The 17374-nt window shown below is 40.7% G+C and carries 18 protein-coding genes; 6 read left to right on the forward strand and 12 right to left on the reverse strand.

The genetic code is table 11. The features are described from left to right. Positions 1–66 precede the first annotated feature (66 nt). The 3 genes from rpmG to radC all read right to left on the reverse strand — a co-directional run bounded on the left by rpmG (position 67) and on the right by radC (position 1425). A complete protein-coding gene (rpmG, locus tag M1F26_RS19280) occupies positions 67–234 on the reverse strand; it encodes a 50S ribosomal protein L33 (protein WP_004265124.1) in 168 nt (55 codons plus the stop codon). Positions 235–245: 11 nt separating this feature from the next. Next, positions 246–482 (reverse strand): 50S ribosomal protein L28, encoded by a 237-nt coding sequence (gene rpmB, locus M1F26_RS19285; protein WP_004265123.1) that lies wholly within the window; start codon positions 480–482, stop codon positions 246–248. A gap of 274 nt (positions 483–756) precedes the next feature. After that, positions 757–1425 carry a RadC family protein gene (gene radC, locus M1F26_RS19290; protein ID WP_004906900.1) on the reverse strand — a complete coding sequence of 223 codons (669 nt, stop codon included), beginning with the start codon at positions 1423–1425 and terminating at the stop codon, positions 757–759. A gap of 180 nt (positions 1426–1605) precedes the next feature. Here radC and coaBC point away from each other — a divergent pair, with 180 nt between their 5' ends. The 3 genes from coaBC to slmA all read left to right on the forward strand — a co-directional run bounded on the left by coaBC (position 1606) and on the right by slmA (position 4076). Then, positions 1606–2817 carry a bifunctional phosphopantothenoylcysteine decarboxylase/phosphopantothenate--cysteine ligase CoaBC gene (gene coaBC / locus M1F26_RS19295; protein WP_140172662.1) on the forward strand — a complete coding sequence of 404 codons (1212 nt, stop codon included), beginning with the start codon at positions 1606–1608 and terminating at the stop codon, positions 2815–2817. Next, positions 2804–3259, forward strand: coding sequence for a dUTP diphosphatase (gene dut / locus M1F26_RS19300; RefSeq protein ID WP_125895055.1), 456 nt, complete (start codon positions 2804–2806; stop codon positions 3257–3259). The genes coaBC and dut overlap by 14 nt, the downstream gene beginning before the upstream one ends. 217 nt (positions 3260–3476) lie before the next feature. After that, positions 3477–4076, forward strand: coding sequence for a nucleoid occlusion factor SlmA (gene slmA / locus M1F26_RS19305; RefSeq protein ID WP_004906897.1), 600 nt, complete (start codon positions 3477–3479; stop codon positions 4074–4076). Positions 4077–4125: 49 nt separating this feature from the next. Here the strand turns inward: slmA and pyrE are convergent, their stop codons facing one another. Next, entirely contained in the window at positions 4126–4770 is a 645-nt protein-coding gene (gene pyrE, locus M1F26_RS19310; RefSeq protein WP_125895057.1) for an orotate phosphoribosyltransferase, read from the reverse strand. A gap of 112 nt (positions 4771–4882) precedes the next feature. Beyond that, positions 4883–5596: a ribonuclease PH gene (gene rph / locus M1F26_RS19315; RefSeq protein ID WP_140172663.1), complete on the reverse strand. Its 714-nt coding sequence runs from the start codon at positions 5594–5596 to the stop codon at positions 4883–4885. 123 nt (positions 5597–5719) lie between these two features. Here rph and M1F26_RS19320 point away from each other — a divergent pair, with 123 nt between their 5' ends. Beyond that, positions 5720–6583, forward strand: coding sequence for a YicC/YloC family endoribonuclease (locus M1F26_RS19320; protein WP_004906895.1), 864 nt, complete (start codon positions 5720–5722; stop codon positions 6581–6583). A 357-nt stretch (positions 6584–6940) separates the two neighbouring features. Here M1F26_RS19320 and M1F26_RS19325 read toward each other — a convergent pair whose 3' ends face one another. The 3 genes from M1F26_RS19325 to M1F26_RS19335 form a co-directional block, all read right to left on the reverse strand. Continuing rightward, positions 6941–8197, reverse strand: coding sequence for a nucleoside permease (locus M1F26_RS19325; protein WP_004906869.1), 1257 nt, complete (start codon positions 8195–8197; stop codon positions 6941–6943). Beyond that, entirely contained in the window at positions 8194–9111 is a 918-nt protein-coding gene (locus tag M1F26_RS19330) for a DMT family transporter (RefSeq protein WP_004906867.1), read from the reverse strand. The genes M1F26_RS19325 and M1F26_RS19330 overlap by 4 nt, the downstream gene beginning before the upstream one ends. Before the next feature lie 67 nt (positions 9112–9178). Further along, on the reverse strand, positions 9179–9997 hold the full coding sequence (locus M1F26_RS19335; protein WP_004906865.1) for a purine-nucleoside phosphorylase: 819 nt from the start codon (positions 9995–9997) through the stop codon (positions 9179–9181). A 318-nt stretch (positions 9998–10315) separates the two neighbouring features. Here M1F26_RS19335 and M1F26_RS19340 point away from each other — a divergent pair, with 318 nt between their 5' ends. Together M1F26_RS19340 and thiM are read left to right on the forward strand one after the other, a co-directional pair. Continuing rightward, positions 10316–11389 carry an ROK family protein gene (locus M1F26_RS19340; protein WP_227528859.1) on the forward strand — a complete coding sequence of 358 codons (1074 nt, stop codon included), beginning with the start codon at positions 10316–10318 and terminating at the stop codon, positions 11387–11389. A 77-nt stretch (positions 11390–11466) separates the two neighbouring features. Beyond that, positions 11467–12255 carry a hydroxyethylthiazole kinase gene (gene thiM / locus M1F26_RS19345; protein WP_180359547.1) on the forward strand — a complete coding sequence of 263 codons (789 nt, stop codon included), beginning with the start codon at positions 11467–11469 and terminating at the stop codon, positions 12253–12255. Positions 12256–12304: 49 nt separating this feature from the next. Here the strand turns inward: thiM and M1F26_RS19350 are convergent, their stop codons facing one another. The 4 genes from M1F26_RS19350 to M1F26_RS19365 form a co-directional block, all read right to left on the reverse strand. Next, on the reverse strand, positions 12305–13009 hold the full coding sequence (locus M1F26_RS19350; RefSeq protein WP_140172665.1) for a lipopolysaccharide core heptose(II) kinase RfaY: 705 nt from the start codon (positions 13007–13009) through the stop codon (positions 12305–12307). A 200-nt stretch (positions 13010–13209) separates the two neighbouring features. After that, entirely contained in the window at positions 13210–14376 is a 1167-nt protein-coding gene (locus M1F26_RS19355) for a nucleotide sugar dehydrogenase (RefSeq protein WP_004906857.1), read from the reverse strand. 44 nt (positions 14377–14420) lie between these two features. Next, entirely contained in the window at positions 14421–15422 is a 1002-nt protein-coding gene (locus M1F26_RS19360; protein WP_004906856.1) for an NAD-dependent epimerase, read from the reverse strand. A 223-nt stretch (positions 15423–15645) separates the two neighbouring features. Next, positions 15646–17310 carry an LTA synthase family protein gene (locus tag M1F26_RS19365; protein ID WP_140172666.1) on the reverse strand — a complete coding sequence of 555 codons (1665 nt, stop codon included), beginning with the start codon at positions 17308–17310 and terminating at the stop codon, positions 15646–15648. Between the last annotated feature and the right edge of the window lie 64 nt (positions 17311–17374).

Consider the following 17374-nt stretch of genomic DNA (forward strand, 5'->3'; position numbering starts at 1 on the left):
CGACAACCCAAATTTTAGGTAAAAAAAAACTCAGCCGAAGCTGAGTTTTTAACGCAGAAAGCAAAATTATTTGATTTTTGCTTCTTTGTAGATCACATGCTTACGAACAACTGGATCGAATTTTTTCAGTTCCAGTTTTTCTGGCATTGTGCGCTTGTTCTTCGTAGTGGTATAGAAATGACCTGTACCTTCAGAAGAGACTAGCTTGATTTTCTCGCGAATACCTTTAGCCATTTTTTAGCTCCTTAGTACTTCTCACCACGGGTACGCAGTTCAGCAAGAACAGCATCAATACCCTTTTTATCGATAACACGCATACCTTTAGCAGATACACGCAGTGTTACGAAACGTTTCTCAGACTCAACCCAGAAACGGTGAGAGTGCAGGTTTGGCAAAAAACGACGTTTGGTCGCGTTTAATGCGTGTGAACGGTTGTTACCGCTCATTGGACGCTTGCCAGTAACTTGGCAGACTCGTGACATGTCTATTCTCCAAAAATCTAATCAGCTCGAGCTTTTTTGTTCTGGGTATGGCCGCCTCGTCAGGCTTAGGAGCCCATCTCAGCAAACTTTCATTGACTGAAAAAACCGTTGATACCTAAATAAAGATTTACTTTACTAAAACGTAAAAATTTACTGAGATAGGCCCTTCTCGCCAAACCCAAGATCCTTAAAGGTGGCGTAGTATACGCTTTCCATCGTTTTCACTCAAGCCCAACACAAAGAAAGTTGTCATTTTTTAGGCAAAAAAATAATTTTATAACCATCCTCGCTCCACAAATGACACACATTGCTTATGCCCAACGACAAAATGGTCAAGCAATTTAATCCCCATAATAGTACAAGCACGTTGGATACGCTCTGTCACTTGCCTGTCTGCTACGCTTGGTTCCGGATTACCTGATGGATGGTTATGGGCGAGTATAATCCCGTTTGCATTCATTTTTATGGCAAAGCGAATGATTTCTCTGGGATGAACTTCAACTTTGTTCAAAGTACCTTTAAACAACTCTTCATGACAAATAATTTGATTTTTATTATTTAAAAATATCACGACAAAAACTTCACGCTCTTGCCCTGCGAACAAATCCAACAACTTTGCTTTCAACTGTTCAGGCCCAGTCATCACATCTTCATGTAAAAATTGTTCAGAGAAAAAACGGCGAGCTAATTCACTCACAGCCTGTAATTGGGTAAATTTACAACTCCCCATTCCTTTACATTGCTTGAGTTTTTCGTAGTCTGCTTGTAGAAGCAAATATACTGAACCAAACTCCTGTATTAAACGCTTCGCAAGCTGTAAAACGGGTTCGCCTTGGCTCCCTGTACGTAGAAAAATAGCGAGTAGTTCAGCATCAGATAACGCAGCTGCCCCGTATGCGAGTAGCTTTTCCCTTGGTGGTAGGTCTAGATGTTCACTCATCATATTTTTTGTCCCTAAATCCCTTGCTTCCTTTTTATCTAGTCTAAAAAACATTCACAATCACTCTCATAAGGGTTTGCGTAGCGCTTCGCAAAAATAGTACTGTGATGAAAAATCGAGCGCGCCACCTCGCGCTTCTCTGTGGTAATATGCCTCCCATGTTGACCGAATTGGATAAAAATAATGAATCAACTGTCACTATTAGGTAAGCAGATAGTTATTGGTATTAGTGGGGGCATTGCTGCGTACAAAATCCCTGAACTCACCCGCCGTTTGCGCGATAAAGGTGCGATAGTACGCGTTGTGATGACTCAAGGTGCTAAAGCCTTTATTACACCTTTAACCTTGCAAGCCGTTTCAGGGCATCCCGTTTCTGATGACCTGCTAGACCCTGCTGCTGAGGCTGCTATGGGCCATATTGAACTGGCTAAATGGGCAGATCTCATTATTCTAGCACCGGCTACTGCGGATTTAATTGCTCGCCTCAGTGCAGGAATGGCAAATGACTTACTCACAACAGTTTGCCTTGCTTCCGCAGCACCGATTGCACTTGTGCCAGCAATGAACCAACAAATGTACCGAGCAAAAGCAACCCAAGAAAATTTAATCAAATTGCAACAACGTCAATGTATGATTTGGGGGCCAGATGCAGGTAGCCAAGCTTGTGGTGATATTGGTCCTGGTCGCATGATTGACCCACTAGAAATTGTTCGTCTAACCAGTGAGTTTTTTACCCCTAAACTCGACTTACAAGGCATCAAATTAATGATCACTGCAGGCCCAACACGGGAAGCACTCGACCCTGTTCGTTTTATCAGTAACCATAGTTCAGGAAAGATGGGTTTTGCCATTGCTAAGGCTGCTAGCCAACGTGGAGCCGATGTCACTTTAATTGCGGGCCCTGTAAATATTGAAACACCAGAAGGCGTTAACCGAATTGATGTCATGAGTGGCTTAGAGATGTATGAACAAGTGCATCAAACCATTGCTGAACAAAATATTTTTATTGGTTGCGCTGCAGTTGCAGATTATCGCGCAAAAAACATTGCTGAAAATAAAATAAAAAAACAAGGTGATGAAGTTTCGATTACACTTATCAAAAACCCAGACATCGTCGCAAGTGTTGGAAATCTAAGGCACAATAGGCCATATGTTGTTGGATTTGCAGCTGAAACCCAAAATGTGGAAGAATATGCACGCCAAAAACGACAACAAAAACAACTCGACCTTATTTGTGCCAATGATGTATCACTAGCAGATAACGGATTTAATAGCGATAACAATGCATTACACCTTTTTGATGCCAACGGTGATACCCGTTTGCCTCACTGTAATAAAAATGAATTAAGCCACTATTTACTTGACGAGATACTTCAACGTTATGAAAAAAATTGACCTAAAAATCCTTGATAGCCGCATCGGTAATGAATTTCCTCTACCAGCCTATGCCACCACCGGTTCTGCTGGTTTAGATTTACGTGCATGCATTGATGCACCAATTGATTTGGCGCCAGGTCAAACAGAGCTTATTCCAACAGGTTTAGCTATTCACATTGCTGATGAAAGTCTTGCTGCTGTCATCTTACCTCGTTCCGGTTTAGGTCATAAACATGGTGTTGTACTTGGCAATCTAGTTGGTCTCATTGATTCGGATTACCAAGGCCAACTCATGGTGTCAGTCTGGAACCGCAGTGACAAAGCTTTTACCGTTGAGCCTGGTGAGCGTATGGCGCAAATGGTGTTTGTCCCAGTTGTTCAAGCTGAATTTAATATTGTTGATGATTTTGACGCAACAGAGCGTGGGGCTGGTGGTTTCGGTCACTCTGGCCGTCAATAAATAGAATATCCTGATAACGAATATGCTAGATAGAACCTGAATTAGGTTCTATCTTTATGAATAAAAATAATCAGCCGCATATTTTCTTTCAGGAAGCTTGCTCAACATTACTTACATTTTAAATATTTTTTAAATCCATTTTGCTTCGTAAGCCTCTTTACTAAGAGCAAAATTTTGGATAGTTTGTTTTGCTGTTTTAGCAGGGGTCTTATTAGACATGGCAGAAAAAGCGATAACACAAAAACGTAACAGACGTGATGAGATTTTACAGGCTCTTGCGTTAATGTTAGAAAGTAGTGATGGCAGCCAACGTATTACAACAGCAAAACTTGCTGCTACGGTTGGTGTATCAGAAGCTGCGCTATATCGTCATTTTCCGAGTAAAATGAAAATGTTCGATAGCCTTATTGGGTTTATTGAAGACTCATTAGTTTCACGCATTAATCTGATTTTAACTGATGAAAAAGATACGATAATTAGAATTAAACTAATACTTGCCCTAATACTTGGGTTTTCCGAGAAAAACCCAGGGCTAACGCGAATCATGACTGGCCATGCTCTGATGTTTGAGCAAGATAGGCTGCAAGATCGTATTAATCAATTATTTGAACGTATAGAATCACAATTACGCCAAGTGCTAAAAGAGAAAAAAATACGTGATGGCCATGGGTTTATTCATGATGAGTCACTGCTTGCATCTCAATTATTAGCCTTTTGTGAAGGGATGCTCTCTCGTTTTGTGCGTTCTGAGTTTCGTTATCGGCCAACCGTCGAGTTTGAATCGCGCTGGCCTTTAATTCTAGCTCAGTTACAATAACCGATTATTTATACTACTCACCCCGCCCATCATTGGGCGAGGGCTTTTTTTACTCAATTCCGTATTGTTCGCGATAAGCCTTCATAGCCGCTAAATGTTCCTGCATACCGTCCTTTTCAGCAAGATAGGTGATTAAATCGCTCATGGTAATAATTGAGTAAACTTTACAGCCATAATCACGCTCAACCTCTTGCACTGCTGAAATTTCACCCTTACCTTTTTCTTGACGGTCGAGGCATAACAGAACACCATTCAACGTAGCTTGTTGTTGTTTAATAATTTCCATTGATTCACGAATTGCCGTCCCTGCGGTAATCACATCATCAACTACCACAACACGCCCTTGTAAAGGACTTCCGACTAACACGCCGCCTTCCCCATGGTCTTTAGCTTCTTTGCGGTTGAAGCAGTATGGCATATCGATGTCATGGTGCTCAGAAAGTGCTACCGCTGTCGTCGTTGCAATGGGGATCCCTTTATACGCTGGACCAAAAATGACATCACACTCAATTGCGCTATCTTGTAATGCTTGTGCATAAAAACGACCGACAAGTGCCAGATCACGCCCTGTATTAAATAACCCCGCATTGAAAAAGTAAGGGCTTTTACGACCTGATTTCAGCGTAAACTCACCAAATTTAAGTACCTGTTTTTTCATGGCAAGTTCAATAAAATCGCGCTGATAGGCTTTCATTGGTCATTCTCCTCGTTGATGATTATTTATCTATTTTCAAAGCTGGCACACTCGTTGATGAACCAGCAGGCATAAAAAAGGCGACTTTTCAGCCGCCTAATTAATGATTAACTTACTTCAGCGCTTCTCGCTGAGCTTCAAAAATGGTATTTAAACCTGTTTTAGCTAACGCCAATAGGGCTAATAACTCTTCATGACTAAACGGTTCGCCTTCTGCGGTGCCCTGTACTTCAATCATTCGGCCATCATCCATCATGACAACATTCATATCGGTTTCAGCTGCAGAATCTTCAACATACTCAAGATCACATAGAGCTTCTTGGTTTACAATTCCAACCGAAACGGCAGCAACCATTGATTTTAGTGGGCTTTTTACAATTTTACCTTGCTCAACCATGTTATTCAGTGCATCAACAAGCGCCACACAAGCACCAGAAATCGCTGCTGTCCGTGTACCACCATCCGCTTGAATAACATCACAGTCTAAAGTAATCGTGTATTCACCTAATTTTTTAAGGTCAACCGCAGCACGTAAAGAACGTGCAATTAACCGTTGGATTTCCATCGTACGACCAGTTTGTTTTCCTCGTGCAGCTTCACGTTGATTACGTGAGTTTGTTGCACGCGGTAACATGCCATACTCCGCTGTAACCCAACCTTGCCCCTGCCCTTTTAAAAAGCGAGGAACCCCTTCTTCAACAGTTGCATTACATAACACCTTCGTGTCGCCAAACTCAATAAGAACAGAGCCTTCTGCATGCTTAGTATAGTTGCGCGTGATGGTAATCGGGCGCATTTGGTCTGCTTGTCTATCTGCTGGGCGCATGGTGTTATCTCCATTATCAACTCAAATTGGGACGCATTATACGTTGTTCAAGCGATAATGCCTATCCTGTCATCCTGCATAGCGTTATAATCGCCTAAATCTTTACGATAATGGGAACGAATTATGATCCGTAGTATGACCGCTTTTGCCCGTCGGGATATCAAGGGTGAATGGGGGAATGCGGCCTGGGAGCTGCGTTCCGTGAACCAACGTTATTTAGAAACGTATATTCGCTTACCTGAGCAATTCAGAAGCCTTGAACCCGTTATTCGCGAACGTCTGCGTTCTCGCCTAACACGTGGAAAGGTAGAATGTAGCCTACGCTTTGAGTTAGATGGCGCAAATCGTGGTGAATTAATCCTAAATGAACAATTAGCACGCCAATTAATCAGTGCTGCGAATTGGGTTAAAAATTACAGCCATGAAGGTGAAATAAACCCATTAGAAATTTTGCGTTGGCCGGGTGTGATGTCAGCAGGTGAACAAGATTTAGATGTCATCAGCGAACAGCTACTGGCAGGCTTAGATGAAGCTATTGATGCTTTCATTCAAAGCCGTGAAGCTGAAGGTGCTTCATTGCATGCACTCATCGAACAACGCCTTGATGGCGTCTTAGTTGAAGTCGCAAAAGTACGTCAACATATGCCAGAAATTTTACAGTGGCAACGTGAACGCTTACAAAATAAGTTAGAAGAAGCTGATATTCAAGTGGATAACAACCGTCTGGAACAAGAACTTATTCTATTGGCTCAACGTGTTGATGTTGCAGAAGAACTGGATAGACTAGAAGCTCACGTTAAAGAAACGCGTAATATCTTGAAGAAAAAAGAGGCAACTGGTCGCCGCCTTGACTTTATGATGCAAGAATTCAACCGCGAAGCTAATACGTTAGCGTCAAAATCAATTAATAGCGAAGTCACAACTTCAGCCGTTGAGCTCAAAGTATTAATCGAACAAATGAGAGAACAAATTCAGAATATTGAATAATCACTCTGTAACGGTTTTAATCTATAAAGAAGCCAACCGATGAAGTAACCTTATTTATCGTTTGGCTTTTCTCTTTGAAAAGACCCTCAAACTAACTCGAAATAGGTACCAATTTTCATGAATTTTGGGCTTATATTCCATAAATCACCAATAGCATAGTTCCACAACAACCCTTCGAAAATATAAAAAGACGGGATAGTTCTTGGTCAACAAAAGAATTTACTCTTGCGGAAGAAACACTGACTGAACATATTTTACGCGGTAAACGTAATTATGTTTAATGTTAAAACTAACAAAAAAGAGAAAACCAAATTTATGGTTTTCTCTTAAATTGAATGTTATTTATAACGATTTATCTTAGCTCGATTTGGCTTCTTTCAGTGCTGCGTCTTTATCATGGTGATAATGGAACGTAAATTGGAATATTATTGCCAATACAACAGTATAAGAAGCAAAAACTAACCAAATCATTTGCCAATCTTTAATACCATCCACGGTGTAATAGTCGACAACCAATCCACTTAGTATCGCACCAAAATAGGCCCCAACACCGTTAACCATTGTCATAAATAAGCCTTGGGCACTCGCACGCATACGCGTATCTACTTCTCTTTCAATAAATATAGAGCCTGAAATATTAAAGAAATCAAATGCGCAGCCATAAACAATCATCGACATGATCAAGAACATCAAACCAATGGCTGATGGGTCGCCAAACGCAAAGAAACCAAAGCGTAGTGTCCAAGCGAACATACTTAATAACATGACTGTTTTAATGCCATAGCGTTTCAAGAAAAATGGAATTGCTAAGATAAAACACACTTCAGCCATCTGAGAGATCGATAATAATATCGATGGATACTGTACCACCAAACTATCTTGGAATAACGGGTTCAGCCCGAAGTCGTGCAAGAATGGGTTACCAAATGTATTCGTGATTTGTAAAACAGCGCCAAGTAACATAGCGAATAAGAAAAATACCGCCATAATAGGCTTTTTAAATAACACCAAAGCATCTAAACCTAGCTTACTGATCCAGCTACTTGAAATCGCTTTTTTATTGACTTCAATTTTTGGCAAAGTTAGTGAATAAAGCGCTAAAAGCAATGAACAACCACCTGCAATATAAAGCTGCATACTACTTAGCTCAAATTTCAATAAGCTAATGCTCCACATTGCAACAATAAAGCCTACCGTACCAAACACACGAATAGGTGGAAAGTTACTCACTGAATCGAGCTGATATTGGCTTAATGATGAATAACTGATGCTATTTGAGAGTGCAATTGTTGGCATAAAGGCCATTGCATTAATTAACATCACCCAGAACATGATAGTTGAACTTGTGACTGTTGCGGCATAAAACAATGCAGCAGCCCCAATCAAATGGCAAATCATATATAAACGATTTGCTGGAATGTATTTATCTGCAATGATTCCGATAAGCCCGGGCATTAAAATAGCAGCAATACCCTTTGAGCTATACACCATACCGACTTCTGCACCTGAAAAACTCAATGTTTTCATCATGTACGAGCCGAGTGTAACTAACCAACTTCCCCAAACAAAATATTGCAGGAAAAGCATGATTTTCAAGCGGGATTTAATATTCATACAAGGCTCCGTTTGGAGTTATATTTATTTGTTTTTATTTTCAACTCAGCAATGGTAACACCCATAAGGATGACAGCAACACCAACAAACTGAATGAATTCAAGAGGTAAATGCAATACCGTTACGGATAATAAAATCGTGACAGGTAACTGCATTGAGCTAACAATGGTCGCTAAACTGGTACCGATCAGTGGAGTACCTTTGGCAAACATCCACATACCGAAGAAAGAACCAAAGAAAGCCAGAGGTAATCCGTATGAGAAAAATAGAGATTGAAACGTTGAAGCGCTCAATAAGAATGTTGGCGGAACAACAATTGATGTCAAAATTGCGCCCCCTGTTACCATAATTGCAGAACGCATCATAGGATCTGTTTTAACCGCTAATGCTCCACTGACGTAAACACGAATAGCGTTCGATAATGCTGCACATAATCCTAATAGCACACCAAGCCAGTGAAACACGATCCCTGAACTGTTTAACAAACCTGTCGCTAATACTGTTCCAATTAATATCACCACAACTGACACCATGGTCATTACGGGAGGAATTTTGCGGTCAATAAATGCGTTAATTGCAACCCCCATCCATGTAAATTGCAAAAAGAGTACGACACCAAGTGCAGGGGATAAATATTGCAATGATGCATAATACAAAAGCCCGGTTAACCCGGTTGTCGTCCCAGTGAGTAACATTAATAGGCCTTGCCGACGTGTTGGCCATACTAGACGTGCTTTTTTAACTAATACGCCTGCGACAACAAAAAACCACAGTAAAATCGCACCTAATACCGTTTGGCTACCGATGACATCATTCAAGGAATACCCTGCGCGGTAGGCCAACACGACGAGTGTTGAAAGGATGCCATAACTACAAGCGCCTAAAGAAACTAAAATTAGACCTTTAAATTTCATTTCAATATTCACCTTATTTAGTGTCATGGACATCTTTATATTATTTTGAGAAAAAGAACCTAAAAAATTAGAAGCGTTCGATCACGCCTGTCACTAATTTCAAGAAGGTCGCTTTAACTTTTTCAGCTGTTTCAATAACTTCGTCATGACTAAGTGGCTGTTCTAAAATACCGCAAGCCATATTGGTTAAGCAGGAAATGCCCACTGTTTTAATTTGTGAATGATGAGCGACCAGAGCTTCTGGTACGGTAGACATACCAACAGCATCTGCGCCTAAGGTTCTGATCATACGAATTTCGGCAGGTGTTTCATAAGTTGGGCCTGTCCACCATGCATAAACACCTTCACGGACAGAAACACCTTGTTCAGCCGCTACATTCTTGATTGTTTGGCGTAATTCTTTGTTATACACCTCACTGACATCCAAGAAACGCACCCCTAATTCAGGGTTATTTGGCCCCATCAGTGGGTTATTTGCAGTTAAATTAATATGATCGGTAATAATCATCAGATCACCTGGGTTGAAGTCGGTATTTACCGCACCGCAGGCATTGGTGATAATCAATTTTTCAACACCCAACGCTTTCATCAAACGCACAGGGAAAGTGACTTGGTCAAGGGTAAAGCCTTCGTAATAGTGGAAACGGCCTTTCATGGCAACCACATTTTTACCTGCGATGGTGCCGATCACCAATTCATTGGCATGCCCTACCGCTTCAGATTTAGCAAAGTGTGGAATTTCGCTATAAGGAATATGCACTGCATTTTCTAATGTATCCGCGAACGGACCGAGTCCTGAACCCAGAATAATGCCCACTGTTGGTTTAATATCTGTGCGAGACTGAATAAAGCTTAAGCTTTCTAGAATATCTTTTGTATGATGCATGGTTGTCTCCAAATTGACATCGACTAAAAATTGTTAAAATCGATCATAAAGCAATTTAGAAACAGAACAGCGATCTTAATCTCATTTTAATAAAAAGTATTTCGATATGATGTATCACATGAAGCAGAATCTTATGCGTATATTTGCTAATCTTTATCGATAGAGTCGGAATGAAAAGGAGTGAGGCGCTTGTTACATACACTATTAAATGAATTTCGCACCTCAAAAAATTCAAAAACACAAAAACTCAAAACGCTTTACCGATTAATTTTAAACCATGGTCCCATTAGGGCAGAGACGTTGACATCACTGGCTAGCATGAAACCAGCAACTTGTGCTCGGTTACTCGACGAACTGGGGAGAAATCACTTAATTTCGACTTCTGAGCTCGGAGAGTCGACCGGTGGCCGCAAACCAATCCTCTATAATATTAATGCTGCAGATGGTTATCTTGTTGGTATTGAAATGAGTGATATATATTCAACGATTGTTTTACAAAACCTAAAATTGGATATTTTAGGTATGGTAAAAGTGAAATATGAGCACCTAGAAACCGCAGAAAATATGGTGGATCATCTGCTCAACAGATTAGATATTTTATTAGCTGAACATGGACTTAACGTAGAAAGCTTGTTGGGTATCGGCATCGCCATCGACCATATTTTAGAACGTGATAAACTGCCATATCATCAATACCACGCAAGAATAAAAGAACTTCACGACTACATTTCCAGTAAAGTTCCTTGTTTTGTGTTACTCGGAAGTGGGATTAGTTTTGCGGCTTTTGCTGAGTATCGCTTGCGCTATACCTCTGATAGCCAAAGATTTTTATTCACAACCTGTGATACTGATATTCGCAGTTGCACCATCATCAATAACCAATACGCTCCGGCCCCCATTAGTACAGCTCAAGCCTTTGGCCATACAACGATTGATATTAATGGCCAGCGCTGTGAATGTGGGTCATTTGGCTGTTTAAAGCAATATAGTTCACTGTCTGCAATTAAATCACGCGTGATCCAGCAACTTAGGTTGGGAAAAAGTTCAATAATCAATGAATTAGTTAATGATGAGTCTGAAATTAGCTACCATACTATTTTCCAAGCTCTCACAGTGGACGATTCCCTATGCCTTGAAGCGCTGGGTGAGGCGGCCTATTATTATGGTATCGCCATCGCTAATGCTATTTTAACGACGCAAGCCGATGTGGTGGTGTGCGGCGGCACCCTAACACCTAAAAATCATTTTTTTGAGATGACTAAAAAATCGATTGAAGAAAAACTCTCTATTTTTCCTCATATTAAGACACGTATTTACCCCGCCAATGATTCATACGAAATTGTTGCTCAAGGCGCTGGTGGAATGGTCATGGAGAAATACCTTGCTGATTAAGTGGTTCTTTCATTAAAACAGATAGAGTGTAGAATAAATCAACGAACCTATGCTCTATCACTATTAATGAGGGGATCATGTTAGAATTTGAACACATCAGTAACACGGCGAAATCACTGGTACTACAGCAACTTAATTCTCAATCTCCTCTTGTTCATTGCATGACAAACGATGTTGTTCAGACCTTCACTGCCAATGTCCTATTAGCACTCGGCTGTTCCCCAGCCATGGTGATTGAACCCGAAGAAGCTGAGCAGTTTGCCGCTATCGCATATGGCTTACTAATTAATGTGGGCACATTAACGACAGAGCGTCGATATGCGATGAAATGTGCGGTTAACAGTGCAAATCAAGCACAAAAACCTTGGGTACTTGACCCTGTCGCTGCAGGTGCGCTCAGCTTTCGTACCCATTTTTGCCATGAATTGTTGACACTCAAACCTGCCGCTATTCGCGGTAATGCTTCTGAAATTATGGCGTTAGCAGGAAGCAGTGCAGGTGGCAGAGGCGTTGATTCCCTTAACTCCACTGATGATGCACTCCCCGCGGCACAATTATTAGCGAGACAAGCTAAGACTATTGTTGCGATAAGCGGTGAAGTGGATTACATCACCGATGGAACACGCACCTTTGCGGTGACTGGCGGCCATATTTTAATGACTCGAGTGGTCGGTACGGGATGCGCTCTTTCTGCGGTGGTTGCTGCATGTTGTGCTCTACCTGGTGATAGGCTGCAAAATGTTGCCGCGGCTTGCGCTATCATGAAACAAGCCGGAGAAGCCGCAACCCAGCGTTGCCATGGGACGGGTAGTTTTATCCCTGAGTTTTTAGATGCGCTTTATCAATCGCTTTGTTGTGATCAATAGCTTTTGCTATTTCGATAACTTTGTTGTAATGAAAACTTGGTTTCATTTATTAGAGCCGAGTTTTCTTCCCTCTTACTTTTCTTGACCAATGACGAAAGTTATCTCTGAAACGAATAAATCGATAAACAAAATTTTTGCTATCAGGTTCGATATTGTAAAAACGCTGTAATGCAATTAAATCATTCGCTTTGCAAATAGCAAAATTACCATAGTCTGATAAATCAATAACCTTAAGCCCTTCATTGGTTATAACAAAGTTCCCTGCGTGGATATCATTAGAAGATAAACCATATCTATGTAATTGGTTTATAATGGTTTTCATCTCTGTATAGTAAGGCTTGATATCATCAATTTCAGATAAAACAGTTCCTTCTACATACTCAGCAATAATCCATGTTTCTACTGACTCGCGACCGACCATTTTTTCTGCAACAAAGTAAATATCATTCGTTACAGTGCATCCCTTATTTTGTGCGGTCACCAGACGTTTCAATAAACGTGAATAAAAAGGGCCTGAGATAATACGCATTAACCGTTTTTCAAAACGCTTATCACGTTCTTTCTCACATTTAATAATAAAATTTTGCCCATTGACTTGAATACGGGCAACGCTTCTATCGATATTTCCGCTACTTAAATTCTTACCCGCGATCTTCCCATCAATATAATCATTAACAACTTGCCAAAAATCTATCTCACCTTCTTTTTGAAAGGTGATAAAACCGTCTCTTTGTTTTTTTATTATGTTCTGCATAGCAAAATAGCCAATTTTTAATCAATTGACGGATGCTAGCAAATGGAAAACGACATTTCTTAGCGATTGTTGCAAAATGGCGTCTAAAAATAGGTAAGTTGTGCGATATACCTCAAAATTGGTAAGGTTTTAGAAAAGCTGTACGGCTCTATCTATGAGAGCAGCTCACCATAGTGCCAACCTACTCTCATAAAAACCGCTTAGTCGTTACCAAATAAATCGCGGGTATAGACTTTCTCTGCCACATCTTCCAGCTCAGGCACCATCCGGTTGGCTAAAATAATGTCGCTTTCTGCTTTGAAAGTCTCTAAGTCACGAATAACTTTAGAGCGGAAAAATTCATTTTCTTTTAAAACAGGCTCATACACCACCACTTCGATACCCTTGGCTTTGATGCGTTTCATCACACCCTGTACCGCAGAGGCGCGGAAATTATCAGAGCCAGCCTTCATCACTAAGCGATAAACACCGACTTTACGTGGTGCTTTAGCAATGATTGCATCGGAAATAAAGTCTTTGCGGGTGCGGTTCGATTCCACAATGGCGTTAATCAAGTTATTTGGCACGTCATCGTAGTTAGCTAACAGTTGCTTGGTATCTTTTGGTAAACAATAACCACCGTAACCGAATGATGGGTTGTTATAATGGCTGCCAATACGTGGGTCTAAAGAGACCCCTTCAATAATTTGGCGTGCATTTAGACCGCGGCTTTCTGCATAGGTGTCGAGCTCATTAAAGTACGCCACACGCATCGCTAAATAGGTGTTGGCAAACAGCTTAATGGCTTCGGCTTCGGTGCCGTCGGTAAATAACACGGGAACGTCTTTTTTAATTGCACCTTCAAGCAGTAAATCCGCAAAAATTTTCGCGCGCTCAGAACGCTCTCCTACCACGATACGGGACGGGTGCAAGTTATCCCACAAAGCGCGGCCTTCACGTAAAAATTCAGGAGAGAAAATCACGTTGGTATAACCAAATTCTTCACGTAAACGCGCGGTAAAGCCCACCGGAATAGTGGATTTTACGATGATCGTCGCTTGCGGGTTAATTTCATTCACATCATGAATAACAGACTCAACCGATCTAGTATTGAAGTAATTGGTTTTTGGGTCATAGTCAGTTGGTGTAGCCACAATCACGTACTGAGCGCCTGTGTAGGCCTCTGTTTTATCTTCTGTAGCGCGAAAATTGAGCGTCTTTTCCGTTAAAAACTGCTCAATTTCTGCATCAACAATCGGTGATTGATGGTTGTTTAACATCGCCACTTTTTCAGGGATGATGTCCACGGCGACCACTTCGTGGTGTTGTGACAGCAACATGGCGTTAGATAAGCCGACGTAACCGGTTCCTGCGATTGCTATTTTCAAACTTGCCTCTCAAATCCTGCTAAAGATGTTACAGCTTATTGATATTATTGGTGGTAATAAGAACGATACCAATCCACAAATGCCTGAACACCCTGCTCAATAGAAACTTGTGGGCGATAACCTGTCACATTAAACAAGTCTTCTGTATCCGCCCAAGTGGTGTATACATCACCCGCTTGCATAGGTAAAAAGTTTTTAATCGCTTCTTTACCCAGTGCTTTTTCCAGTGCAGAAATAAATTCAATCAATTTAACGGGTTGACCATTACCAATATTATAGATTCGATATGGCGCGCTGCTTTCTGCCGGTGATGCCGAAGGGTTATTCGGGTTTGCTTGTGGAATTATATCTGAAATACGGATCACACCTTCGACAATATCATCAACAAAAGTGAAATCACGACTGAGATTGCCGTTATTATAGACATCGATAGGCTCGCCCGCCAAAATAGCTTTCGTAAACTTGAATAAAGCCATGTCTGGGCGCCCCCATGGGCCGTAAACCGTAAAGAAGCGCAACCCAGTCGTTGGAAGCTGGTATAAATGCGAGTAGGAGTGCGCCATTAATTCATTGGCTTTCTTTGTTGCCGCATAGAGTGAAATAGGGTGATCGGTTGCCATGTCCGTGGTAAATGGCGTCTTATCGGTTACTCCGTACACCGAACTTGAAGAGGCATAGACCAAATGCTTCACTTTTGCTTGGCGACAGCCTTCTAAAATAGCGAGGTGACCAGTCAAATTACTGTCTGCATAAGCAAATGGGTTTTCCAATGAGTAACGGACCCCCGCTTGTGCTGCTAGGTGAATGACTCGGTCAAATTGCTCTTGGGTACACAATACCCGAACGGTTTCACGGTCAGTGAGGTCAAGATGAATAAAGCGAAATAAAGGGAACTGCTCCAATAAATGTAAACGGGATTGTTTAAGCCCTTGATCATAATATGCATTTAAGTTATCAATCCCAACAACTTCATGTCCGTCCTCTAATAAACGCTGGCAAAGCTTAAAACCAATAAAACCCGCACTTCCCGTGACCAAATATTTCATATTCATTGTCTTCTAGCGTTAAACCATTCTTAAGCTCTAAATGAGCACCAAATTTCACAGAAAAAATACCTAAAATTAAGACAAAAATAATAACGAATGGTTTTGTTATTAAAACAAGAAAGCCTAAAAAAATAATAAATTTTAAGAAAGTATTAATATTTTAGGTAGGAAATAACAAAAAAGAGGGGATCAGCCGTAAATATCTACGGCTGATAATAACATACTATTGCATATCACCTTTATTGGCGTTAGCCGCTTCTAAAGTTCCATAAACATAGTTACGGTAGCTATCAAGTAACTTCTGGTCTTCACAATCATTCAGCTTGCCATCACATAAGTGACGCATTTTGATGTTGGCCTCATAAAACGGGGAAATTTTTAAATTTGCCCTTTCTAACAAAATTCCGCCTAAGAAGGAAATATCCGTTAACTGCCCTGTTTTTATCGTAGTCCCTGATTTCAAATTATCCCGCAAAGTAAATTGTGTTAGGTAAGCGGGTGATGAAAATGAAGAATTATACTGATTTAAGCTAATACCTGGTTGATGGTCTCCAAAATATAAAAACATCAACGGACGCTCACGTTTTTCAATAAATTCGGCGAAATCACGTATTGATGCATCTGAAGTGACGATTTTGTCCATATAATGGCTAAATTCGCCTGCTGCATCTGGGTTTTTAATTTTATCTTTTATGCCATAGTCATCACTGTGATTCTCTTTGTAAGGGCCATGTTCATACATTGTAAGAGAGAAAATAAATACGGGTTTATCTGTTTCTTTAGCTAAGATTTCTTTTACGTATTTCAGCATGTCATCTGTGCTGATCGTCCATAAATTATCCTGCAGTTTTCCTGGGTAACCAAGTTCTTGTGGTTGAATAATTCTATCAACCCCAAGCGTTTCATAGGCATGGCCTGAATGGTATGCACCTTTATTAAAAGGAGTAAGTACCACAGTATAATAACCGTTGGCCTTCATTTCTTTGAATAAGCTATTTTTAAGGTGGTCAACGATAAAATAAAATACACCGCTTTTTTGCGCACCGAAATCATCGCTATTTAAGCCAGTTAAGGCGGAGAATTCAGATAACCAAGTTCCCCCTCCAAAAGTTTGTACCCGCATCTGACTATGCGCACTAACGCCACTATCTCGCTGGAACATAAATAAATCAGGAAGCTTGGTTCCTTCCGGTAAATTATAAATATGTGGGTCAACGGTAGATTCTTGCAATAATAAAACGATATCTGGTTTTTCTGATCCCACATTATTGTCTAAGGAAACTACCGCTGCTTTCTCCACAAAGTAATCGGCTGAACCTGCAAATTCAGGAGACTGATAACTCGCATTTTGTGCTGACATAATAATATTGGTCACTGTCCCTCGGCCTTTTGGCAACGTCTGAGACCATCTGTCATAATAATGTGAGCTTGTGAAGTTAATACCAAAGTAACCCGCAACAATAAGAACAACACCAATAACGCGAGTAATCTTTGATTTACTTGGTTTGACCAACCGCCAGCTAATCACCCCATTGATGACTAATAATATAAGCAGCCCAACCAAGGCGACACCCGCTAACCAATAATGGCCTAAGGTTCCCATATTGGAAGTGTCCGTCATGATATTGATATCACTAAAGAAGAGCTGTTCTTTGTAATAATGAACTTTTAACTGATTCAAGAATTTAATGATGATAAATAATGTACTGGTAATCACCACAGAAAATAACCAGCGGGCTGTTAACACCATTAAAATACCGAATAAAACGGCATATACACTGACCGATATGAGCACAGGATAAATTACGCTACCTTTTTCAAAAACCAAGAAAAGGGAGCCAATAAAGATCAATGCCAGATAAAAGCCTGCAAATAACTTTTTCTTCATCAGTTTTACCACAAATTTAATATTGGAGGTTGCTATGAGGCACTACTATAACGGATCCAAACAC

Source organism: Providencia sp. PROV048 (assembly GCF_033688165.1).
Taxonomy (GTDB): domain Bacteria; phylum Pseudomonadota; class Gammaproteobacteria; order Enterobacterales; family Enterobacteriaceae; genus Providencia; species Providencia hangzhouensis.